This window comes from Falsihalocynthiibacter sp. SS001 (assembly GCF_042445055.1).
Classification (GTDB): domain Bacteria; phylum Pseudomonadota; class Alphaproteobacteria; order Rhodobacterales; family Rhodobacteraceae; genus Falsihalocynthiibacter.
The window spans coordinates 2898837-2921488 of the sequence record NZ_CP170339.1 but is presented as its reverse complement, the minus strand read 5'-3'; the positions used below and the strand labels follow the sequence as shown (position 1 = coordinate 2921488).

Genomic DNA, 22652 nt, shown 5'->3' with positions numbered 1-22652 from the left:
GGGATTTATGACGCTTAGTGTTTATCTATCCGGTGAAATCCACACCGATTGGCGCGACGAAATCGTCGCTGGTGCCGAAGGGCTGGACGTAACGTTTTCGGCGCCAGTGGCTGATCACGATGCAAGCGATGATTGCGGTGTGGCGATTATGGGTGCCGAGGCGGATAAGTTTTGGCACGACAACAAAGGTGCCAAACTCAACGCTATTCGTACACGTAAAGCGATTGAGGATGCAGACATCGTTGTCGTGCGATTTGGAGAGAAATACCGTCAGTGGAACGCGGCGTTCGACGCGGGATTTGCAGCAGCACTCGGCAAGTCATTGATTGTGATGCATGGCGCGGACCATCAGCACGCGTTGAAGGAAGTTGATGCTGCTGCACTCGCGGTGACGGAAACGCCCAAGCAGGTTATAGAGATACTGCGGTATGTCCTGACGGGCGCGCTTCCAAAATGAGTAAAGGCGGTGATTTTCGATCACCGCCTTTAACTTTATGATGGTACGTTTAGTCCGCGTTGCACAGCGGGGCGCTCTAGGAAGCGTTCAAGATACGCCGTGACGTTGGCGAAATCGTTCATTCCAACCAGATCACCTGCCTTGTAGGATTCGACAAACGAGCGAAGCCAAGGCGCAACCGCGATATCTGCGAGCGAGTATTCACCCGCGATCCATTCACGCCCCTGAAGCTGACCATCCAGAACACGCAAGAGGCGCTTGGACTCATCGACATAGCGGTCACGCGGACGCTTGTCCTCGATCTCTTTACCCGCGAATTTGTGGAAATATCCAACCTGACCAAACATCGGGCCAAGGCCGCCGATTTGCCACATCAACCATTGCAACACTTCATAACGCGCCGCTCCCTCGGATGGCAGGAACTTGCCGGATTTCTCGGCCAGGTAGATAAGGATCGCACCTGTCTCAAATATCCCGACGGGCTTTCCATTCGGACCATTTGGATCGATCACTGCTGGGATTTTGTTGTTTGGGTTGAGCGATAGAAACTCGGGCGTATTCTGATCGTTGTCCGCAAACGAAAGCAAATGCGCCTCGTAAGGCAAACCGATCTCTTCGAGCATGATCGAGACTTTTACGCCGTTAGGCGTGGGCAGCGAGTAAAGCTGGAAAACACTCGGGTCCTTGGCTGGCCAGCGCTTGGTGATCGGAAAATCGTCTAGGGTGGCGGGGAAATCTGTTTTCTTGTTCATAAGTTCATCCTTTTGTTAGGCTAAACTTAATCTCTTTCCCCCAAGAATAAAGGTGCGCGGCAACATAAGTACCGCACACCCAATGTGCATTCCTGCAAAGGGCCGCAAACGGGCCTGAGAGACTATTTGATTACAAGCGAAGGAGACACCACATCGATGCCAAGCGCCTTGCCTACGGCGAAATAGGTGAGTTGACCCGCGTGAACGTTAAGGCCGTTCAAGAGGTGCGGATCATCAATGCACGCTTGTTTCCAACCTTTGTTTGCGAGTGCGAGCAGGAACGGAAGCGTTGCGTTCCCAAGCGCAATGGTTGAGGTCCGAGCTACAGCACCCGGCATGTTTGCGACGCAGTAGTGCATAATGCCATCGACCTCATAGATGGGGTCTTGGTGTGTGGTGGCGTGGCTGGTTTCAAAGCAGCCGCCTTGGTCAATTGCGACGTCGACGATTGCCGCGCCCGGTTTCATTTCCGAAAGTTGCTCGCGCGTGATCAGTTTGGGTGCCGCCGCGCCGGGCACGAGAACCGCGCCAATGACCATGTCTGCCCTACGCACCAAATCAATCGTGTTGCCGGCGTTCGCATAGCTATTCTTGAACGTCCCGCCAAATACGTCATCCAGATACCGTAGGCGCGGTAGCGAGCGGTCCAGAACCGTCACGTCCGCTCCCATGCCCGCTGCAACACGTGCCGCATGAGTGCCCACGACACCGCCGCCGATCACGACAACATTGGCAGGGCCAACACCCGGTACGCCGCCCATAAGGACACCACGTCCGCCGTTAGCCTTCTGAAGGGTCCACGCACCAACTTGTGGTGCTAGACGCCCAGCAACTTCGGACATCGGAGCAAGGAGAGGAAGGCCGCCCGCTACGTCAGTCACGGTCTCATAAGCGATGGCGGTACAGCCGCTTGTCAGCAGATCCTTGGTTTGTTCGGGGTCCGGCGCAAGGTGCAGATAGGTGAACAGAACTTGCCCCTCGCGCAGCATTTTGCGCTCCACGGCTTGTGGTTCTTTAACCTTGATAACCAACTCGGCGCGCTCAAATACATCGCTCGCTGTCGGCACGATTTCGGCCCCTGCCTCGATGTAGTCAGCGTCACTAAATCCGGTTCCGAGGCCGGCATTTGTCTCAACGATCACCTGATGGCCGTTCGCAACAACTTCTCTCGCGGCGTTTGGTGTCAGGCCGACGCGAAACTCTTGTGGTTTGATTTCTTTTGGGCATCCAATAAGCATAGTAGCTCCTCCGTTTGGCGCTATTTTGCGAAATAATTTGCGCAATTGCTTTGAAATTACTCCCGTCAAAAGATAAGTATTCGGGAAATTCTATCACTAATTGACGGAAAAATCGAAGGAATCTACGGAAATATGAAATTAGACAGTACAGATCGACGGATTCTAGAGGTGCTTCAAAAGCAGGGGCGCATTACGAACGCGCAATTGTCCGAGCGGATCAATCTTTCGCCATCGGCGTGCCACCGGCGCGTGCAATATCTTGAGTCCGAGGGGTATATTCGGGATTATGTTGCGCTTCTTAACCCGCGAAAGGTGGGGCGGCAGACGACTGTTTTCGTAGAGATTACGCTCTCTGGCCAATCGGATGAGATACTGGACGCATTTGAAAAGGCCGTGGCGTTGATTCCTGATGTCTTGGAGTGTCATCTGATGGCGGGTACGGCGGATTACCTTCTTAAGGTTGTGGCAAAAGATACTGAGGAGTTCGCGCAAATCCATCGTCGGCATTTATCGCGCCTTCCCGAAGTTACCCAGATGCAGAGCAGCTTTGCCCTAAGGACCGTTTTCAAGACAACGGCGATGCCCGTGTAGGCGATTTTGGTCGAATGTTGGAAATGTGCTATAATACCTCCTTATTCACATGCTTAAGGAGGTTATTATGCCGACGCTGGAGCGTTTTGTGGAAGAGTGCCGCGACGCCGTCCGCCGAGGAGGCGGGCAGAAAGAGGTATCAGAGGTACTTCGCAGCTATTTTAGTGACGTCAGCAATATCATCAACGAATTAGGGGAGCCTGACACCCCGGGAATTAAGCCGATATTTCAGGCCTCGGATTTGACGATTGTGAATGTGGTCTGGAGCCCCAAGATGACGCTTCAGCCCCATAATCACGAAATGTGGGCAAACATCGGAATCTATTCAGGGCGCGAGGATAATATATTTTGGCGCCGGATTAAGGATGACCCTGATGGGCATATCGAGGCAGCGGGCGCCAAGTCTCTCTCGGTGGGGGATGTCACGCCGCTTGGCAAGGATATCATACATTCCGTTACCAATCCGATACCGCGCCTTACCGGCGCTATTCATGTATACGGCGGTGATTTTTTCGAAGCCGAGCGAAGTGAGTGGGATCCGGAGGCGCTGAACGAACGGCCGCTAGATATGGAACGTTTCAAAGCACAATTCGCAGATACATGACGGCAAAACAAAACCCCCGTCGGCGAACCGCGGGGGTTTTAAGAAACGGGTTGCCCCGCCTATTCAGTGAAATCGATCCGTCAGGCGACCTTAAAGGCCGTTCTCACGTTGCAATTTCTTGCGAGCGAACTTGCGCGAACGACGAATTGCTTCGGCCTTCTCACGAGCTTTCTTCTCGGACGGTTTTTCGAAATGCTGCTTGAGCTTCATCTCACGAAAAACCCCTTCACGCTGGAGCTTCTTTTTCAGCGCACGAAGTGCTTGATCGACGTTGTTATCACGAACAGAAACCTGCATGTGGTTTTCACCACCTTTCTAAGTTTAGAGTTTGCATAAAGTTGCAGGAAGTGGCGGTATAGCAAGTGAGAAACGAATTGTCTACTAGGATGCTTTACGCGGAGGAGTGCGAGATGACAGACCAAGTAATGGATATCAAGACCGAGCTGCTTAAGGCCGCTTTGCCTCATGTCGCGTTCGATGGTTGGAGCGAAGCGACCTTGGCCGAAGCTGCGATTGATGCGGGTGTTTCGCCCGAAGATGCCAAAGCTGCGTATCCAAACGGCGGCATTGGCCTTGCGATCGCCTTTCATCACGCAGGGGATGCGGCGATGCTTGAGAGGCTAGCCGCCACGGATCTTTCTGAAATGCGGTTTCGGGATCGGATCTCGGCGGCGGTCAAATTTCGAATTGAGGCCGTAGATGACAAAGAAGCGGTGCGCAAAGGTTCAGCGCTTTTTGCACTCCCGCAAAATGCGGCCGAAGGAAGCAAGCTGATTTGGGGTACCTGCGACGCAATTTGGAATGCGCTTGGAGATACATCTGATGATGTGAATTGGTACACGAAACGTGCTACATTATCAGGGGTTTATGCCTCAACAGTTCTGTATTGGCTGGGCGATGATACGCTAGATTCATCCGCCACATGGGAGTTTCTTGAGCGTCGTATTGATAACGTCATGCAGATCGAAAAATTTAAATCATCGGTCCGCAAGAATCCGCTTCTAAGTAAATTGATGGCGGGGCCGTCGAAGGTGATGTCCGGCATACGTGCGCCCCAATCACGTACACATCGGGAAGATCTACCCGGACATTGGAACCCCAAGGACGTGAGTTAAAAAGAAAACATGAGCACTTCAGATACAATGCGCGCCATTGAAATCTCGGCGTTTGGCGGCCCAGAAGTCCTGCGTGAAACACGGCGGCCAATCCCGATTGCGGGACCGCATGAAGTGGTGATCAAGCTGGCCTACGCAGGGGTGAATCGTCCCGACGCTTTGCAACGCGCGGGGCTTTATCATCCACCCAAGACAGCAAGCGATTTGCCCGGTCTTGAGGGGGCAGGCGAGGTCGTTGCCATCGGCGCTGGGGTCACTTCAATTGCTGTGGGTGATTCTGTTTGTGCGCTATTGCCAGGGGGTGGGTACGCAGAATATGTGGCCTGTCCGGCGGCGCATTGCTTGCCAGTTCCCAAAGGTTTGGACGCAAAGCAGGCGGCTTGTCTGCCCGAAACCTTTTTCACCGTCTGGAGCAACGTATTCCAGCGCGGAGGTCTTGAAGCTGGTGAGCGCTTCTTGGTGCACGGCGGGAGTTCTGGTATCGGAACAACCGCAATTCAGCTTGCCAAATCGCGTGGGGCGCGGGTCTTTGCGACGGCGGGCTCGGATGAAAAATGCGCTGCTTGTGAGGCACTCGGTGCAGAGCGCTCGATGAATTATCGCAAAGTGGATTTCAGCGAAGAGATGAAAGCCCAAGGTGGCGCGGACTTGATTTTGGATATGGTCGGCGGTGAGTATCTGCAGCGCAATATCAATGCGTTGGCTGATGACGGTCGGTTGGTTCAGATTGCATTCTTGCAGGGGTTCAAAGAAAAAGTGAACTTCATGCAGGTCATGACGCGGCGACTGACCATTACAGGCAGCACGCTACGCCCTCAAAGTGATTTGGCCAAAGCCCGCATTGCGTCAGAGTTGCGCGCAGAGGTTTGGCCGCTTTTGTCGTCAGGCAAGATCGCCCCCGTCATGGACAATGAATTTGCCCTAGAGGATGCTGCCGCCGCGCATGAGCGCATGGAAGGGTCTGAACATATTGGAAAAATCGTTCTGAAGATAACCTAGCGGATCGGCGTAAAAAGAGGCGACGGAGCGGTGCAATCACGCCGCACATCCGCGCCGCACTCTCTTGGCTCAAGTAATTTCGTCAGGCAGATGCGCGCTTCTTGGATGTGATTTGCCTTGCAGGTGATCGTGATGCCGTCTGGTTGCAGGTGCGGGTTTGCTTCTATGAATGCGGCCTCAATCACAATTGGCGGGATGGCGAGCGGGGTGCTTACCTTGCGCAATACGGCGGGTTTCTGGACGCTCTCGAATGCCTGCCGCGCGGTGGCAAAGTAATCCTCTGCGTTTAGCCCCGAGCATCGGCCATGCTTTTTCCATTGATACCACGCAAGTCCGGAGGTTCCCATAATATCCGCCATGCCGTTCGTAAGGCTTCGCGGTGGATTGGGAGCTGTTGTGCGGCAATAGCTTGGCCAGCCATTTTCATACTGTGGCCAGAGCCCATGTAGGACCCATCCAAAATCATGGCGCGGATCGCATTGGTCGCTATTCTTGGCATCGCCATCCAGTTTGCACCAGTTCGGAGACCAGCTTAGCGATAGCATATAATAGTCAAACTCCCCCGCAGGCTCGTTTTCAGCACGCGATTGACTGGCAATAACCAGCACAAAACAAAGGCAAGCGAGTAAAAAACGCATTTTCCCTTTCCTCTTTTCATTGTGAGCACTATATACACCCTAAGTTCCCCGACAATGAGAACCCGCCCGAATGAGGGTCGCCCCTTCCAGGGCACAGGGAAGATATGTTCGGGATGTTGTATAGGAGATGGATCATGGCCAAACCAATTATGGCACGCGCCACCGCAGTATGGTTGGTGGATAACACAACACTGACGTTCAAGCAGGTTGCGGAATTTTGTGGATTCCACGAGTTGGAAGTCCAAGGCATTGCCGACGGCGACGTGGCGACAGGTGTGAAGGGATTTGATCCGGTCGCTAACAATCAGCTCACTGCCGAAGAAATCAAGAAGGGCGAGGATAACCCGCTCTATAAACTCAAGCTGAAATTCAACGCTTCCGCTGTTGGCGAAGAGAAACGCCGCGGCCCGCGCTATACACCGCTTTCCAAGCGTCAAGACCGCCCTGCGTCGATTCTGTGGCTGGTGAAATTTCACCCAGAGTTGAGCGACGGTCAGGTCAGCAAGCTCGTTGGGACAACCAAGCCAACAATTCAAGCGATCCGCGAGCGCACCCACTGGAATATTGCAAACATTCAACCAATCGACCCAGTTGCGCTTGGCCTGTGTAAGCAGAGCGAATTGGACAAAGAAGTTCAGAAAGCCGCTGCGAAACGCGCCAAAGAAGGCAACGTCATGAGCGATGACGAGCGCCGCAAGCTTGTTTCGACCGAGCAGAGCCTTGGTATGGAAGCTGCACCTCGTGTGAACTCGGCCATCGAAGAGCTGGCAACGTTTAGCTTCTCTGGCGATCCGCGTGACGAAGAGGAAGAAAAAGAGAATTCCGACGTACCGAACGCGGACGAGTTCTTTAACCTGCCAGAAAGCGGCACGGACGACGAACAACCGTAATAGGTTTGAAATAAAGAAGGCCCCTCGTGATCTACGCAGGGGCCTCTTTTAGAACTGCTTGCGCGCTCTAAATGCGGCTTGGATGGTTCCGTCATCAAGGTAATCAAGCTCGCCACCTATCGGGACACCCTGTGCAAGCGAAGTAACCGCTACATCGCCAAGTTGCTCGGCAATGTAATGCGCGGTGGTTTGACCGTCGACAGTGGCGTTTAGCGCAAGGACCACCTCGGTAATGTTTTCGTCGCGGATACGGCCTAGCAACTTGGGTATGCGCAACTCCTCCGGACCGACGGCATCAAGAGCGGACAGCGTTCCACCTAGTACGTGATACCGTCCACCGAATGCCTGACCGCGCTCCATCGCCCAAAGATCCGCGACATCCTCAACCACGCAAAGCTGCCCAGTCGCGCGCTTCTCGTTGGTACAGATATCGCAGCGATCCTGTGTGCCGATATTCCCGCAGTTCACGCACTCACGCGCCGTCGCTGCGACTTTCTGCAACGCATCTGCAAGCGGTGTCATCACGACCGCGCGTTTTTTGATGAGGTGAAGCACCGCGCGCCGCGCAGAGCGCGGTCCAAGTCCGGGGAGCTTGGCCATAAGGCCGATGAGGTGCTCAATGTCGCGCGTACTATCATTCATGCGTGTTTAGAACGGAAGCTTCATATCGGCAGGAAGTCCCAACCCTTCGGTGAGTTTGGCCATTTCTTGTTGGCTCCGCTCGCTCGCGCGAACTTGCGCGTCTTTGATCGCGGCAAGGATGAGGTCCTCAACGACTTCTTTTTCGTTCGGATCAAAGATTTTCGGGTCGATGTCGAGGCCCGTCAGTTCACCCTTGGCCGTCGCTGTTGCCTTCACAAGGCCCGCGCCGCTTTCACCTGTTACGGTGATACTGTTGAGGCCTTCTTGCATCTCGGCCATTTTGCCCTGCATTTCCTGAGCGGCCTTCATCATTTTGGCCATATCGCCCATTTGGCCCAATCCTTTGAACATTCGTGCGTCTCCTTAGTGTGTTTTCTAGTAGATGGGGGCGTATTGGCCCGCTTGCAACCTAGCTGTCCTCAAACGGATCCCACTCGTCCTCAACCTCGGGGAGGGCGCTGCTTGCTGCCTCTGCTGCGAGTTCCTTGAGTGTTTTAATCTCGGTGATTTTTGCGCCAGGGAATTCGGCAATGACGGCCTGAACAAGCGGGTGTGCCTCGGCTTCTTGTTTGACGGCCATCTTTTCGGCATCGCGAACCGAAGCAATCGTCGGCGCGCCACCTTCGTTTACCAGCGTTACCGCCCATCGCGCGCCCGTCCACAGATGAAGCTGTTGGCCAAGGCGTTGCGCCAGATCACGCGGAGCATCTTCGGTCGGTTGGAATTCAATCCGTCCCGGTGCGTAATTCGCAAGTTGAACGCCAGTCTCTACCTCGACGAGGAGTTTGACGTCGCGATGGCTCCTGATTAGCTCGACGACGTTTTCGAAGCGCGCAAATCGGGCGAGCGCTACGTCAGGGCTGGCGACGGCGGCGGTTCCACCGCCTGCAACCATCTGTGTTGCACTACCGCCGTGCGTGGGGGCGATGGAGGTGGCCCCTTGCGCAGAAACCGTGGAGCCTGAATGCTGCGGCGCTCCGCCGCCATTGGGGCCAGCGGGGGGCGGAGTGGCATCATTGAGCTTCTTTACCAGATCACCGGGTGTCGGCAGGTCGGCGACATGGGTTAGGCGAATGATCGCCATTTCCGCAGCCATCATCGCATTCGGTGCGGCCGCGACTTCTTCCAGTGCTTTGAGGAGCATTTGCCACATGCGCGTCATTACCCGCATGGGTAGCTTTTCGGCCATTGCTTGGCCGCGCATCCGCTCATCTGGCGATACTGTCGGATCCTCGGCAGCTTCGGGAGTGATTTTGATGACCGATACCCAATGCGTGATTTCAGCAAGGTCACGCAGAATCGCCATCGGGTCGGCCCCATCTCCATATTGTTCGGAGAGTTCGTTCATTGCGGCGGCTGCATCGCCGCGCACGATCATATCGAACAGGTCCAATACCCGCCCTCGGTCCGCGAGGCCAAGCATGGCGCGAACCTGATCCGCGGTTGTTTCTCCTGCACCGTGGGCGATTGCCTGATCCAAAAGCGAAGTTGCGTCACGCGCGGACCCTTCGGACGCGCGGGTGATCAACGCGAGCGCATCGTCAGTGATTTCCGCATTCTCGGCCTTGGCGATTTTGCGCATAAGGGCGATCATCACTTCGGGCTCAATGCGGCGCAGATCAAAACGCTGACACCGGGATAGAACCGTCACGGGAACTTTGCGGATTTCCGTTGTGGCAAAGATGAATTTGACGTGTGCGGGGGGTTCCTCGAGCGTTTTGAGAAGCGCGTTGAAGGCGCTTGTCGAGAGCATGTGAACCTCGTCAATGATATAGATCTTGTAACGCGCGGAGGCCGCACGATAGGCGACGCTTTCAATAATCTCGCGAATATCGTTCACACCAGTGCGACTCGCGGCATCCATTTCCATGACGTCTACGTGGCGCCCTTCCATGATCGCAACACAGTGCTCGCACTGACCGCAAGGTTCGGTTGTGGGGCCGCCATTGCCGTCGGGACCAATACAATTCATGCCCTTCGCAATGATACGTGCTGTCGTGGTCTTGCCGGTTCCGCGAATGCCTGTCATCACGAAGGCCTGCGCGATACGGTCCGCTTCGAACGCATTCTTGAGCGTGCGAACCATGGGTTCCTGACCCACCAGATCGGCAAACACTTCGGGGCGGTATTTGCGGGCAAGAACTTGGTATCCGCTGCTTGAAGTGTTGCCAGTTTCTGTTTCGCTCATGTCACCCTCATTTCGTTAGCGACAGGTTACTGATCCCCTTGCCCAAGGTCCAGCGCCGTGCGTTGCTTTTCGTGTCGAAATAGGGCCAAGCGTTAGTCGTCGCCGAATTTTCTGCGGTGGGCGCGAAGTTGCTTGGCGCTTTTGTACATTTTTTCCGTTGTACGAGAGCGCTTGCGCGTCTGAGCGACGGTTTCTGTCTGAATCATGTCCTCGCGTTGAAGCTTTTTCCAGCGCTTCAGCCGTTCCGGATCAAGATCACCTGCCTCGATCGCGGCTTGGACCGCACAGCCTGGTTCGCTTTCGTGGGCGCAATCGCGGAATTTGCACTGATCGGCGTATTGCGTCACATCCTGAAAGACGGCGTTGATCCCCTCAGAGGCATCATACAGCCCGAATTCCCGCATTCCCGGAGTATCAAGAAGCCATCCGCCCCCCTTGATACGATGGAGCGAGCGTGCGGTTGTGGTATGGCGTCCGCGCGCGTCATCTTCGCGAATGCCTGCCGTAGCTTCGTTGGTGCCGGCAAGCCCATTAGTGATTGTCGTCTTGCCAACACCAGACGATCCCAAAAGCGCAATTGTCTGTTTTGGGCCGCACCATGGCGAAAGCCGCGCAAGGTCGTCCGGATCATGTGCGTTAATGGCCAAGGCGACCTGCCCGAATGACAGCCGTTCTGCGCGTGCAAGGTAATCGGCGGCATCCTCGGCGGTGTCTGCTTTGGTTGCGACGATTACGGGGGTGCTGCCCGCTTCGAATGCCATTGAAATGAAACGCTCAAGGCGTGCTTCGTTAAAATCGGCGTTGCAAGATGTCACGATAAACAGCGTGTCGACATTCGCCGCCACGAGTTGCTTGCGTAAGTCTGGTCCTGCCGCGCGTCTGGTTAAGCAGGATTTCCGCTCAAATACCCGTACTAGGCGCCCGATATCTGCATCTACCAAGACCCAATCCCCAACGGCGACATCGCCAGAGTTGATATGAGAGGGGAATACAATCAGGTGCGCTTCGTCGGTCGAAAGCGCGCGGATTTTGTCGCGATGGACCTCGGACACACGCATCGGCGTGAAATCGGCGTCGTCATCGGAAAGTTGTGACTGGAAAAAATCATCCCAGCCAAGGTCGTCAAGAGTTGTTTCAGATGTCATTGTTTTGCTCTTTGCAAAGAAAAAAGAAGCCCAGAGCCGTTTGGCTTGGACGCATGCAAGGGCAAATCTGGTTCACAGAGAGAGCTGCGTTACAGCAGTTTTGCCCGAAGGACAAAAGCGACAATCATGAAATCCTCCTAGGCAAATTGGTGCGCATTGCGCGACGTTGTAAGGTGAGAGATTGGACATCGACCCAAACTAATCTCGTTACGGCTGCTTCCTTCCGGACCTGACCGAGTTGGCGAGGCGTTCGCCCGCGCCAACCTCTCAACTGTGTAATTAGTCCGAGTCGCCATAGGTTTCAAGGGCTAGGTTTCATTGGGGGCAACGCAATGTGCCCCCAATTTTTTTGAATCAAAGTTGAATGCGATAGCGGGCAAACCCATCCGGCCCGTCGCCAGCTTCTTCGATGGTGAGGGATTTCACATCAGCCATGTAATCCTTGCCTTTTGGCCCTGTGTCAAAGAGCACTGACGTGTCTGGCAGAGATTTGAACACCCAGTTCGCGTCCGCTTCCGGATTAATTGTGCCTTGGTCAACGATGTAACGCACAATCACGTCGCGGTTGGTGTCTGGACCCTCAAAGATGATCGTATCTCCCATCGCACCGGGGAACGAGCCACCGCCGGACGCGCGGTAGTTGTTCGTGGCGATGACGAACTCTTGATCGTCCGTTACGGGCGCACCTTCGAATGCGAGATTAACAATCCTGTTGGCGTCGGGATTCAGCAACTCCCCATCAGTTGAAAACTTGGAGGGTTGTGAAAGGTCGATTTCATAGGTGACCCCGTCGATGACGTCAAAGTTGTAGCTTGGGAACTCACTATTCAGGAGCGGCTGATCAGCTTTGCCGACTTCGACCTGATTGAACATTCCCGCTGAGCGCTCAAGCCAATCCTTCAGCTGTGCGCCGCTCACTTTTACGGCCCGCGCTGTGTTCGGATAGAGATAGAGATCAGCGACGTTCTTGATCGCGACATCACCTGCGGGAACGTCCGTATAGTAATCGGGCCCACCGCGACCGCCCGCTTTGAACGGAGCAGCAGCCGAAAGTATTGGCAATCCTTCGTAAGCAGTGCCGACAAGCATTTCACCAATGTACCACTTTTGCGCGTTCGAGACGATCTGAACCGAAGGATCATCCGCGACCAGAGCGAAATAGCTGTGGAGTGGGGCGCTGGTTTTGCCAACTGCGCGGCGAACATAGGCGAGGGTGTCGTCGTGCTCTTTTTGTACCGAAGCAAGTACCGCTTCTTGGCTCGCGACAAGTGCTGTTACCGAGCGATCTTCGTTGCGTTTGGAAATTGGGCGTGCTTCGGATGTGTGCGCTGCGACCTTCCATTCGCCGCCAGAGTTTTCGAGCATCAAATCGATGACCCCGAGGTGGCTCCCCCAGAAACCGCCCATCGCGGCTGGTTTGCCGTGAATAGTGCCTTTTTCTGCGTCTACTGCCGCAAAGTCGGCAAATGCCGTTCCGGGGAACACAAGGTGGTTATGACCGGTCATAATTGCATCAATGCCGTCAACGGCCGCAAGTGGAACGGATGCGTTCTCCATCAAATCGGTTTCGTCCGCAGATCCAATACCAGAGTGGGACAGCGCAATAATGATGTCCGCGCCGGCTTCTTTCATTTCTGGAACATAGGCGCGCGCGGTTTCAACGATATCCCGCGCCGAGACATTCCCCTCTAGGTGGCGGCGATCCCAGCTCATGATTTGAGGCGGAACGAATCCGATCATGCCGATCTTGATCGGGTGCTCGCTTCCATTGCCGTCTTTGATGGTGCGCTCCAGAATGACGTATGGCTTGAGAAGTGTTTTGTCCTCGCGCGGTGTCGCGCCGCGTTCCAGTAATACGTTTGCGGAAACGACAGGGAAGTTCGCGCCTGCGAGTGACTTCATCAGGAAGTCCAGACCATAGTTGAATTCGTGGTTCCCAAGCGTCGAGGCGTCAAACCCGACGGTGTTCATGGCGGCGATAATCGGGTGCATATCCCCTTCTTTCATGCCGCGCTCATAGGCAATGTAGTCGCCCATCGGGTTCCCTTGAAGGAAGTCACCGTTATCAAGCAAGAGCGAGTTTGTGGCTTCGGCGCGGATATCCGCGATATGCGTCGCAGTACGCGCAAGGCCTACGGTGTCGATTGGACGGTCAGAGTAATAATCATACGGAAATACATGCACGTGCAGGTCGGTTGTTTCCATGATGCGCAGGTGCGCTTGATTCGCGGCAGCGCGGGCCGAAAACGGATGTAGCGCAATCATTGTTGTGCCAAAGGCAGCTCCTGCGACGAATGAACGGCGACTTAGAAGGGTTGAATTGTTGAGTTTCATGACATTCTCCGATGATATTTGCGGCACCCATATCACCGCAGAATGACATAAAGGTGACGGTTCACAAAATGCTGATGTCGAGCATAAGCCATAATACGCCCGTCAGAGTCCCTTGCGAATTGCGATAGAAAAGAAGAAGTTATCGCCAAGCAGTTGAGGTGAGCAAATTGAGAATCGCAGAGACAGTAACTTTCGGCGGATCGGCCCTAGACCGCGCCGCGCATTTGCGCAGCGATCAAGCCGAAATAGAGCTGCGGCTTAAATCGGCGGCGATCTTGCCACTTTGGCGGGGAAAAGTGCTACTTGCTGGAAGCTCCAGATTGGCACGTCTGACGCTCGGCGATGCCGTACTCGAGGGCGCGAGTGGAGAGTATATTTTCCTAGGATTGGATGACGGGCAAGCAGTGTTCGCTTCTGATATATCCGCATGGGAACCGCCGGATCAGGACCTTGAGCTTGTCGGGCAGTTTTTTGATCCGTCAGAGCAAAACCACCCAGCATTGCCCGACGACCACATCTTCGCCGAGTTGCGGAGCGTGATGACACAAATTTCTGCACGCGATGCAGAGTTGATCGCAACGGCCAAGGCATTGTTCAACTGGCATGCGTCGCATCAATTCTGTGCGAAATGTGGTGCCAAGAGTATGATGGCGATGGCAGGTTGGCAGCGCAACTGTGACGCCTGCGGTGGCGTACATTTTCCGCGCACTGATCCTGTTGTCATTATGCTTGTGACGCATGGCAACGATCTCTTGCTTGGGCGCACCCCCGGATGGCCAGAGGGTATGTACTCAACGCTCGCCGGATTCGTAGAGCCGGGAGAAACCCTTGAGGCCGCCGTGCGCCGCGAAGTTTTTGAGGAGGCGCGCATCAGCGTTGGCAAGGTGTCCTATTTGGCAAGTCAGCCATGGGCGTTCCCATCTTCGCTTATGATTGGCTGTCATGGGATCGCGTTGAATCGCGACATTGAAATCGACCCCGTAGAGATCGAAGAGGCCATTTGGGTTAGTCGCGAGGAGCTTATGCAAGTCATGGCGGGCGAGCACCCAAAGATATCGGCGGCGAGAAAAGGTTCTATTGCACATTTTATTATGACGAACTGGCTTGCGGATCGGCTCGAGTAAGGCAAGAAATAGCGACGAAGGATGCCGCTAGATGAAATTTGAAGCCATTAAAGATATCGAAGCCCCTGTTGATCTCGTATTTCGTGCCGTTTCCGATTTTGCGCATATGGAGCGTGCGGCGCTTCGTCGTGGGCTCGAAGTTCAGCCGCTTGCGCAATCCGACTTGGACGGCGCGCTCAAAGGGTGGAAAATGCGCTTTGTGTTTCGGAACAAACCGCGCAACGCCACAACTCGGCTAATCGAAATCACAGCCAATCACGGATACATCGTTGAGGGGATTTGTGGTGGAATTCATGGGACGGCAGTCGTGGACGTGGTTCCGCTTTCCAAAAAACGCACGCGCCTCAAGATTGCTGTGGATACCAAGGCAAAAACGCTCTCGGCGCGATTGGTTCTGCAATCATTGAAAATTGCCCGAAAGCGTCTGCAGCAGAAGTTCCTCAAGCGTATCGGCAAATTGGCCCAAGAGCTTGAGGATGGCTTCCAAACAGGTCGGCTTATCTAGGGCTTGTGGCGGCGCGATGCGGCGGGGTAAACGCCCAAGAGCGCCAAATGATCGGTGAAGTAATCCAACTCCTCCATCGCTAACTGTACGCTGCGATCATCAGGGTGGCCTTCAATTTCTGCGTAGAATTGTGTCGCGGTGAAGTGGCCGCCGACCATATAGCTCTCAAGCTTGGTCATGTTCACACCATTCGTCGCAAATCCGCCCATTGCTTTGTAGAGCGCGGCGGGAATGTTGCGCACGCGGAAAACAAAGCTGGTCATCATGCCTTCTTTGCCGCGGCGTGTAAGGTTGGGTTCGCGGGCCATAACGAGAAAACGGGTAGTGTTGTTACCCTCATCCTCGATTTTGCGCGCAAGAACGTCGAGGCCGTAGATTTCGCCCGCCAACTCACTCGCAAGAGCGGCTTCCGTTGGATCGGCAAGAGCCGCGACATCGCGCGCGGCGGCGGCATTGTCAGACCAATTCAGCGTGTTCAGGTTATGCTCTCGCAAGAACCCGCGGCATTGCCCCAGCAGGATAGACATACTGCGCACACGCTTAACGTCGCTTAGTTTGGTGCCCGGAACCGCCAACAGGTTTATGTGAACGCGCACGAAGGCCTCGTCCACAATGTGTAGCCCGCTCGTGGGTAGCAAAGAGTGTACATCCGCAACGCGACCGTAAGTGGAATTCTCGACCCCGATCATGCCCAAATCGGCCTCTCCTCGGCGAACGGCCTCGACCGCTGATTCAAATGTCGCGCAGGGGAGGGGCTCATAATTAGGGTAGGATTCACGACATGCTTGGTGTGAATATGATCCAGGTTCACCCTGATAAGAGATAATTTTTGTCATTTTATGGCACTCTGGGCGGATTTTTTCAAAAAAGGGCGTTTCGTCGCGGTAACTACATCTTGCTCTTTGCTTATGGAAGAGGATACACAATCCCCAACCTTCGATCGAGATGGAACGCGACATGTTCGACACAATGACTATGACTAAAGTAATCGGTGCCTTTTGCGGGGCGCTACTGGTTTTCCTTTTGGGTTCTTGGGCTGCTGAAGCTCTGTACCACACTGGCGGGAGCTCGCATGGGGATGATCACGCCAAGCAAGGCTATTTGATTGAAACAGAATCCGATGGCGCCACAGAGACGGCCGAAGAAGGCCCAAGCCTCGAAGAATTGCTTGCTTCTGCTGATGTAGGCAAAGGCGAGCGTGTATTCGGTAAATGTAAAGCATGCCACAAAGTTGAAGCTGGCGCGAATGGCACAGGCCCAACGCTTCACGCGATTGTTGGCCGCGACATTGGTGCTGAGCCTGGCTTTAGCTTCTCTAACGCTCTTGTCGAAATGGATGGGGCTTGGACACCAGAAGCTCTCGACGGTTTCGTTGAGAACCCCAAAGGTTACGCACCTGGCACCAAAATGGGCTTTGCTGGCTTGAAAAAAGCAGAAGATCGCGCAAACCTGATTGCGTATCTTGAAACACTCGGCGGCTAATTATTCGCCATAGTTTTAGAATTCGAAGGGCCGCCCAGAAATGGAGCGGCCCTTTTTGCTGTTTTTTCGCAATTTCACGCTTGTTCACGGAATCTCAACTTGAATGTTGATCCTCGGGGTAATTAGGCTGTTACCAACAATAATAAACTCAATCGCAAAATGCGTACGGAGGATAAGCATGTCTCAGAGCTCTCGCGTCCATCAGGCCAAGGCAATCAGCGTAACGCGTGAACGATCGTTGGCAGCGGCGATGTTGTTGTCCGCGATAATTGTCTTTTGGGGAACTGTCGCAGCTCATGCACAGGACGTCATCAAAAGCCACGGTATCTCGACATTCGGAGAGTTGAAATACGCTGAGGATTTTGAGCACCTATCTTACGTAAATCCTGATGCGCCCAAGGGGGGCGAGATGTCATTGGCGCTTGTCGGTTCATTTGATTCCATGAACCCCTATTCGCGCAAGGGGTCCGGAGGCGCGCTTTCGACTGTGATGTATGAATCACTGTTGACGAGTGTGGGGGACGAGATTGGCGCAAGCTACGGGTTGTTGGCCGAGTCCATAGAGTATCCGGCCGATAAATCTTGGGTTACCTTTTACTTGCGCCCCGAGGCGAAGTTCTCGGATGGGTCGCCAGTTACCACCAAGGATGTAGAATTTGTCTACAATCTGTTCCTGAAAGAGGGGCTGACCTCGTATCGTGCGGTATTGTCAACGCAAGTTGAGAAGGTCGAGATTATCGATGAGCATACGATCAAGTTTTACTTTCAAGAGGACGCTGCAAAACGAGAGATTATTCAGACCGTTGGCGGGCTCCCCATTTTCCAGAGTAGCTGGTTTGAGGAAACTGGCGCCATTCTGGACGAATCCCGTTTGACCACGCCGCTTGGCTCTGGGCCATATATGCGCGGCGAAACAGAAGTTGGGCGTCGTCTTACATATGTGCGCAACCCAGACTATTGGGGTGCCGACTTGCCGATCAATATCGGACGCAGCAACTTTGATACCATTCGCATTGAGTACTTTGGCGACGATACCGCCGCGTTCGAGGCCTTGAAATCAGGTGTGGTTCGGTTCCGCATTGAGAATACCTCTAAGACATGGGCAACGGGATATGATTTCCCAGCGGTGAGTAACGGAACCATCGTTCAAGAAGAGGTTGCCGACGGCACCATTGCTTCGGGGCAGGCGTTTGTTTTCAATCAACGTGGTGAGCGCGCCAAGAAATTTGGCGACATCCGAGTTCGTGAGGCATTGGCGTTGATGTTCAATTTTGAATGGTCAAACGAGACGCTGTTTTACGGATTGTACGAGCGTGTAAATTCATTCTGGGAAAATTCAGAGCTAGCAGCAACCGGATTGCCAGAAGGCGAAGAACTGGCCTTGCTTGAATCCATTCGAGACAAGCTCCGTCCAGAAGTGTTCACAGAACCCGCCGTGATGTCGCCTGTTTCCGGAGCGCGCAAGCTGGATCGCGGTAATCTACGCAAGGCTTCGGCGCTCTTGGACGAGGCCGGCTGGATTGTCGGCAGCGATGGGCTCCGCCGCAACGCGGATGGCGAAACGCTTGATGTTGAGTTCCTTGAGCGGTCCCCGTCGTTTGACCGTGTGATTTCGCCATATGTCGAGAATTTGCGCGCACTTGGCGTGAACGCCCGCTTGAATCGCGTCGATCCGGCGCAGTTTAGCGAGCTTCGTCAGACCTTTGACTATGATGTTATCACCGCGCACGAGGGCGGAGGATATGAACCCGGCGATGGCTTGTTACAGCAATTCGGAAGCCTGACCGCAGCCGAGAGCATTTTTAACCCCGCAGGCATCAGCAGCGAAGGTATCGACGCACTGATTGAGGTCATTCGCAACGCCGAAACGCGCGAAGAGTTGCATGTCGCGGTTCGCGCGCTTGATCGTGTACTACGGGCCGAGAAATACGTTGTGCTACAGTGGTATAAAGATGTGCATACCTATGCCTATTTCGACTATTATCGCCATCCCGACCCAGTTGCGCCATATGATCCGGGCTATCTTGATTATTGGTGGGTTGATCAGGACCGTTACCAAGAGCTACTTGCCTCTGGCGCAATAAAGTAGTCGGGGAACACACATGGGTGCCTATATACTTCGTCGGCTTTTGCTGATTATTCCAACGCTGTTCGGTGTTATGGTGGTTAATTTTACATTAACCCAGTTTGTCCCCGGTGGACCCATCGAGCAAATCCTCGCCGAGCTAGAGGGCGAGGGGGATGTGTTTCAATCAATCTCGGGCACGGGGGGTGATGCCGGAATGGGCGACACTTCTCTTGAGGGGGATAGTAAATATGTAGGCGCGCGTGGCCTTCCGCCTGAGGCAATTGCGGAGCTGGAGAAGCAGTTCGGCTTTGATAAACCGCCGGTCGAACGGTTCTTTAGCATGATGTGGAACTATATCCGCTTTGACTTCGGCGAGAGTTACAACCATGACCGCAAGGTTCTTGATCTTGTGTGGGACAAGCTTCCGGTATCAATATCACTTGGGCTTTGGTCGACGTTGATCGCCTATGTTATTTCGATACCACTCGGGATTCGCAAAGCTGTGCGTGACGGCAGTCGATTTGACACCGTGACCAGCGGGATCATCATCGTTGCCTATGCTTTGCCCGGCTTCCTGATTGCGATCCTGTTGATCGTACTCTTTGCTGGTGGTTCTTATTGGCAGATTTTCCCGCTGCGCGGCCTGACTTCGGATAATTTCGAGAGTCTGAGCCTCGTTGGCAAAATTCTGGATTACTTCTGGCACATCGCACTTCCGACAGTGGCAATGACGATTGCTTCCTTTGCGGGGCTTACATTGCTTACGAAAAACAGTTTCCTTGATGAGATCCGCAAACAGTATGTGGTGACGGCCCGTGCCAAGGGGCTTTCGGAATCGAGGGTCTTGTATGGCCACGTGTTCCGCAACGCGATGCTGATTGTGATCGCCGGCTTCCCAGCGCTCTTCCTATCCGTGTTCCTGACGGGCTCAGTGATTATCGAAACGATTTTCTCGCTCGACGGGCTAGGGCGTTTGGGTTTTGAGGCGGCTGTAAAACGTGACTACGCATTGGTGTTTGGAACGCTGTTTTTCTTCGGTTTGATCGGGCTTGTGATCGGGATTCTCTCGGACCTCATGTATGTTTTCGTTGATCCGCGGATCGACTTTGAAAGCCGAGGAGAATAGTCGTGAAACTTTCTCCTCTTAACAAGCGCCGCTGGGCGAACTTTCGCAAAAATCGTCGGGCGTTCTACTCGCTGATTATTTTCAGCGTGCTCTTTGGCATCTCACTGTTTGCGGAGTTCATCGCCAACGACAAACCGATCCTCGTTAAGTATCAAGGCGGCTACTATATGCCGATATTTAAAGTGTATCCCGAGACAACCTTTGGCGGGGACCTGCCCGTTGCGGCGGATTACGCTTGGGATAGTCAAGAATGCCTCATTAAGACTGGCGGGCATCTGGATTGCTTTGATACCCCGCAAGAGACAATGAAAGACGCCGAAGATGGCGAGATCGCTGGCGAGAAAATTGACAAAGGCTGGATGATTTGGCCGATCATTCCTAACAATTATCGAAATCAGGTTGATCGCCCGGGCGCCGCCCCGTCGCCGCCTGATCGCTACAACTGGCTCGGGACTGACGATACCAAGCGTGACGTTGCCGCGCGCGTGATATACGGGTTCCGATTGTCAATACTGTTTACGCTCATCGTGACGGGAATATCATCCATTCTGGGTATCGCCGCTGGTGCTGTTCAGGGGTATTTTGGTGGGCGTGTTGACCTCATATTCCAACGTATTCTTGAGATATGGGGCTCTACGCCGAGCCTGTACGTCATCATCATTTTGTTTGCGATTCTGGGGCGAAGTTTCTGGCTCTTGGTTTTTGTAATGATCCTGTTTGGATGGCCGGCCCTTGTGGGCGTTGTGCGAGCGGAGTTCTTGCGTGCGCGTAACTTTGAATATGTGCGTGCCGCGCGGGCGCTTGGCGTTTCAAATACTGTGATCATGTTCCGCCACATGCTGCCAAATGCGATGGTGGCGACGCTTACGCTCATGCCCTTCATCATTACGGGTACGATCGGAAGCCTCGCTGGGCTGGACTTTTTGGGCTATGGCCTTCCGTCTTCGGCGCCGTCCCTCGGCGAGCTGACCCAGCAAGCAAAGCAGAACCTACAGGCGCCATGGCTGGCGTTTACCGCGTTCTTTACATTCACCATCATGCTGTCTCTGCTTGTGTTCATCTTCGAAGGTATCCGCGACGCATTTGATCCAAGAAAGGTATTCCAATGAGTGCGGCACTTGAGGTCCGAGATCTTAGGGTTTCCTTTACCCAAGAAGGAGAGCGCGTTGAGGCCGTGAAGGGCGTTTCCTTTGAGGTGAAGCAAGGCGAGACTGTGGCCCTTGTGGGTGAGTCCGGCTCTGGCAAGTCTGTGACCGCACTTTCGACCGTGTCTCTGTTAGCGGATAATGCGCATGTTTCCGGCTCGGTGAAATACCGAGGCAAGGAAATGATAGGCACAACGGATGCCGAGTTGCGGCGCGTGCGGGGTAACGACATCAGCTTTATCTTCCAAGAGCCGATGACATCGCTCAACCCGCTTCACACAATCGAAAAGCAACTTGTAGAGGGGATCGCTCTTCATCAGGGGCTAACTGGTAAGGCCGCGCAGGACCGTGTGATTGAGCTCTTGGAGAAGGTCGGTATTTCTGACCCCGCGGGGCGATTGAACGCCTATCCGCACCAGCTTTCGGGCGGCCAGCGCCAGCGCGTCATGATCGCGATGGCCTTGGCAAATGGTCCTGAACTTCTGATTGCGGATGAACCGACGACAGCACTTGATGTGACGATTCAGGCCCAAATCCTAGAACTTCTGGCAGGTTTGAAAAAGAGCGAGAACATGAGTCTGCTCTTTATTACCCATGACCTCGGCATAGTGCGCAAGATCGCGGATCGCGTTGTAGTGATGCGTCACGGCGAGGTGGTTGAAACAGGCCCGACCGCCAAGATTTTCGACAATCCCCAGCATCCCTACACCCAAGAGCTACTGGCCGCAGAGCCGACGGGCCAGCCCGATCCAATTCCTGAAGATGCGAAGAAACTTGTGCAAACCAAGGATCTGCGCATTTGGTTCCCCATTCAAAAAGGACTGCTGCGACGTACTGTCGGGCATATCAAAGCTGTCAATCAAGCCAGCCTAACGGTGCGCGCGGGTGAGACGCTTGGTATTGTCGGCGAGTCAGGTTCTGGGAAAACCACGCTGGCGCTAGCGATTATGCGGCTTATTCAATCAGAGGGCGGAATAGAGTTTGATGGGCGTGCAATTGATGCGCTCAGAAATCGTGAGATGACGCCGCTCAGGCGCGATATGCAGATTGTCTTTCAAGATCCGTTTGGATCGCTATCGCCACGTATGACCGCCGGTCAGATTATCGCCGAAGGATTGGCGATTCACGATGTGGGGCAGGGCCGTGACCCGATGGAACTTGTGCGCGAAATGATGGTTGAGGTTGGGTTAAACCCAGCCACGATTGATCGTTATCCACATGAGTTCTCGGGAGGGCAGCGCCAGCGTATTGCCATCGCGCGCGCGATGATATTGCACCCAAAGCTGGTTGTTTTGGACGAGCCCACGTCGGCGCTTGACCGTACCGTACAGCAACAAATCATCGGCCTATTGCGACATCTGCAGAAGAAATATCAGCTTGGCTACCTCTTTATCAGTCATGATCTAAAGGTCGTTCGCGCCCTTAGCCACAACGTGATCGTCATGAAAAGTGGTGATGTGGTCGAGGCTGGCCCCCGAGAGCAAATATTCGACAATCCACAGACAGAATATACCAAGGGGCTTATTGCCGCGGCGATGGACTTGAACGTGACCAAAGCATAGCGCGCGTCAAATCGTCCATTCCGTGTATGTTAAGTATTATCTGCGCC

The 22652-nt window shown here is 54.1% G+C and carries 23 protein-coding genes and 1 other RNA gene; 13 read left to right on the top strand and 11 right to left on the bottom strand.

Features of this window, described 5'->3' with window-relative positions:
- Nucleotides 1-7 precede the first annotated feature (7 nt).
- On the top strand, nucleotides 8-457 hold the full coding sequence (locus ACFE33_RS13980) for a YtoQ family protein (protein ID WP_380054605.1): 450 nt from the start codon (nucleotides 8-10) through the stop codon (nucleotides 455-457).
- 35 nt (nucleotides 458-492) lie between these two features.
- Here ACFE33_RS13980 and ACFE33_RS13975 read toward each other — a convergent pair whose 3' ends face one another.
- A complete protein-coding gene (locus ACFE33_RS13975) occupies nucleotides 493-1209 on the bottom strand; it encodes a glutathione binding-like protein (protein WP_380054603.1) in 717 nt (238 codons plus the stop codon).
- A gap of 122 nt (nucleotides 1210-1331) precedes the next feature.
- Nucleotides 1332-2447, bottom strand: a complete 1116-nt coding sequence (gene ald, locus ACFE33_RS13970; protein ID WP_380054600.1) for an alanine dehydrogenase — start codon at nucleotides 2445-2447, stop codon at nucleotides 1332-1334.
- 132 nt (nucleotides 2448-2579) lie between these two features.
- On the opposite strand from ald, the gene ACFE33_RS13965 reads away from it, so the two are divergent.
- A complete protein-coding gene (locus ACFE33_RS13965; protein ID WP_380054598.1) occupies nucleotides 2580-3038 on the top strand; it encodes an Lrp/AsnC family transcriptional regulator in 459 nt (152 codons plus the stop codon).
- A gap of 67 nt (nucleotides 3039-3105) precedes the next feature.
- Nucleotides 3106-3642, top strand: a complete 537-nt coding sequence (locus ACFE33_RS13960; protein WP_380054595.1) for a hypothetical protein — start codon at nucleotides 3106-3108, stop codon at nucleotides 3640-3642.
- Nucleotides 3643-3732: 90 nt separating this feature from the next.
- On the opposite strand, the gene rpsU is transcribed toward ACFE33_RS13960, so the two are convergent.
- On the bottom strand, nucleotides 3733-3939 hold the full coding sequence (gene rpsU, locus ACFE33_RS13955) for a 30S ribosomal protein S21 (RefSeq protein ID WP_380054592.1): 207 nt from the start codon (nucleotides 3937-3939) through the stop codon (nucleotides 3733-3735).
- Between the two features lie 113 nt (nucleotides 3940-4052).
- Here rpsU and ACFE33_RS13950 point away from each other — a divergent pair, with 113 nt between their 5' ends.
- A complete protein-coding gene (locus ACFE33_RS13950) occupies nucleotides 4053-4757 on the top strand; it encodes a COQ9 family protein (RefSeq protein ID WP_380054589.1) in 705 nt (234 codons plus the stop codon).
- Nucleotides 4758-4766: 9 nt separating this feature from the next.
- Complete coding sequence (locus ACFE33_RS13945; RefSeq protein ID WP_380054587.1) at nucleotides 4767-5756, top strand: NAD(P)H-quinone oxidoreductase; 990 nt, start codon at nucleotides 4767-4769, stop codon at nucleotides 5754-5756.
- On the opposite strand, the gene ACFE33_RS13940 is transcribed toward ACFE33_RS13945, so the two are convergent.
- Nucleotides 5753-6394: a ribonuclease T gene (locus tag ACFE33_RS13940; protein WP_380054584.1), complete on the bottom strand. Its 642-nt coding sequence runs from the start codon at nucleotides 6392-6394 to the stop codon at nucleotides 5753-5755. The genes ACFE33_RS13945 and ACFE33_RS13940 overlap by 4 nt on opposite strands.
- 134 nt (nucleotides 6395-6528) lie before the next feature.
- Here ACFE33_RS13940 and ACFE33_RS13935 point away from each other — a divergent pair, with 134 nt between their 5' ends.
- Complete coding sequence (locus ACFE33_RS13935) at nucleotides 6529-7284, top strand: DUF1013 domain-containing protein (RefSeq protein ID WP_380054581.1); 756 nt, start codon at nucleotides 6529-6531, stop codon at nucleotides 7282-7284.
- A 48-nt stretch (nucleotides 7285-7332) separates the two neighbouring features.
- On the opposite strand, the gene recR is transcribed toward ACFE33_RS13935, so the two are convergent.
- The 6 genes from recR to ACFE33_RS13905 form a co-directional block, all read right to left on the bottom strand.
- Nucleotides 7333-7926, bottom strand: coding sequence for a recombination mediator RecR (gene recR / locus ACFE33_RS13930; protein ID WP_380054579.1), 594 nt, complete (start codon nucleotides 7924-7926; stop codon nucleotides 7333-7335).
- A gap of 6 nt (nucleotides 7927-7932) precedes the next feature.
- Nucleotides 7933-8277, bottom strand: coding sequence for a YbaB/EbfC family nucleoid-associated protein (locus ACFE33_RS13925; protein ID WP_380054577.1), 345 nt, complete (start codon nucleotides 8275-8277; stop codon nucleotides 7933-7935).
- A 58-nt stretch (nucleotides 8278-8335) separates the two neighbouring features.
- Nucleotides 8336-10114: a DNA polymerase III subunit gamma/tau gene (locus tag ACFE33_RS13920; RefSeq protein WP_380054574.1), complete on the bottom strand. Its 1779-nt coding sequence runs from the start codon at nucleotides 10112-10114 to the stop codon at nucleotides 8336-8338.
- A gap of 92 nt (nucleotides 10115-10206) precedes the next feature.
- Nucleotides 10207-11259 (bottom strand): ribosome small subunit-dependent GTPase A, encoded by a 1053-nt coding sequence (gene rsgA / locus ACFE33_RS13915; protein WP_380054572.1) that lies wholly within the window; start codon nucleotides 11257-11259, stop codon nucleotides 10207-10209.
- Nucleotides 11260-11430: 171 nt separating this feature from the next.
- Nucleotides 11431-11529: signal recognition particle sRNA small type (ffs, locus tag ACFE33_RS13910), an RNA gene on the bottom strand.
- 84 nt (nucleotides 11530-11613) lie between these two features.
- Nucleotides 11614-13593: a bifunctional 2',3'-cyclic-nucleotide 2'-phosphodiesterase/3'-nucleotidase gene (locus ACFE33_RS13905; RefSeq protein WP_380054571.1), complete on the bottom strand. Its 1980-nt coding sequence runs from the start codon at nucleotides 13591-13593 to the stop codon at nucleotides 11614-11616.
- 167 nt (nucleotides 13594-13760) lie between these two features.
- Here ACFE33_RS13905 and nudC point away from each other — a divergent pair, with 167 nt between their 5' ends.
- A complete protein-coding gene (gene nudC / locus ACFE33_RS13900) occupies nucleotides 13761-14717 on the top strand; it encodes an NAD(+) diphosphatase (protein ID WP_380058731.1) in 957 nt (318 codons plus the stop codon).
- A gap of 31 nt (nucleotides 14718-14748) precedes the next feature.
- Nucleotides 14749-15222 (top strand): SRPBCC family protein, encoded by a 474-nt coding sequence (locus ACFE33_RS13895; RefSeq protein WP_380054568.1) that lies wholly within the window; start codon nucleotides 14749-14751, stop codon nucleotides 15220-15222.
- On the opposite strand, the gene ACFE33_RS13890 is transcribed toward ACFE33_RS13895, so the two are convergent.
- Nucleotides 15219-16058 (bottom strand): prephenate dehydratase, encoded by an 840-nt coding sequence (locus tag ACFE33_RS13890; RefSeq protein ID WP_380054566.1) that lies wholly within the window; start codon nucleotides 16056-16058, stop codon nucleotides 15219-15221. The two genes, ACFE33_RS13895 and ACFE33_RS13890, sit on opposite strands and share 4 nt — an antisense overlap.
- A 121-nt stretch (nucleotides 16059-16179) precedes the next feature.
- On the opposite strand from ACFE33_RS13890, the gene ACFE33_RS13885 reads away from it, so the two are divergent.
- The 5 genes from ACFE33_RS13885 (at nucleotide 16180) to ACFE33_RS13865 (ending at nucleotide 22605) form a co-directional block, all read left to right on the top strand.
- Nucleotides 16180-16704, top strand: a complete 525-nt coding sequence (locus tag ACFE33_RS13885; protein ID WP_380054563.1) for a c-type cytochrome — start codon at nucleotides 16180-16182, stop codon at nucleotides 16702-16704.
- A 178-nt stretch (nucleotides 16705-16882) separates the two neighbouring features.
- Nucleotides 16883-18793, top strand: coding sequence for an extracellular solute-binding protein (locus ACFE33_RS13880; protein WP_380054560.1), 1911 nt, complete (start codon nucleotides 16883-16885; stop codon nucleotides 18791-18793).
- Between the two features lie 13 nt (nucleotides 18794-18806).
- Nucleotides 18807-19898 (top strand): microcin C ABC transporter permease YejB, encoded by a 1092-nt coding sequence (locus tag ACFE33_RS13875; RefSeq protein ID WP_380054557.1) that lies wholly within the window; start codon nucleotides 18807-18809, stop codon nucleotides 19896-19898.
- Between the two features lie 2 nt (nucleotides 19899-19900).
- Nucleotides 19901-21007, top strand: coding sequence for an ABC transporter permease (locus ACFE33_RS13870; protein ID WP_380054554.1), 1107 nt, complete (start codon nucleotides 19901-19903; stop codon nucleotides 21005-21007).
- The gene (locus ACFE33_RS13865) at nucleotides 21004-22605 is read left to right on the top strand and encodes an ABC transporter ATP-binding protein (protein ID WP_380054551.1); all 1602 of its coding nucleotides are present in this window, start codon (nucleotides 21004-21006) and stop codon (nucleotides 22603-22605) included. Before ACFE33_RS13870 ends, ACFE33_RS13865 begins: the two co-directional genes overlap by 4 nt.
- The last annotated feature ends 47 nt before the right edge of the window (nucleotides 22606-22652 follow it).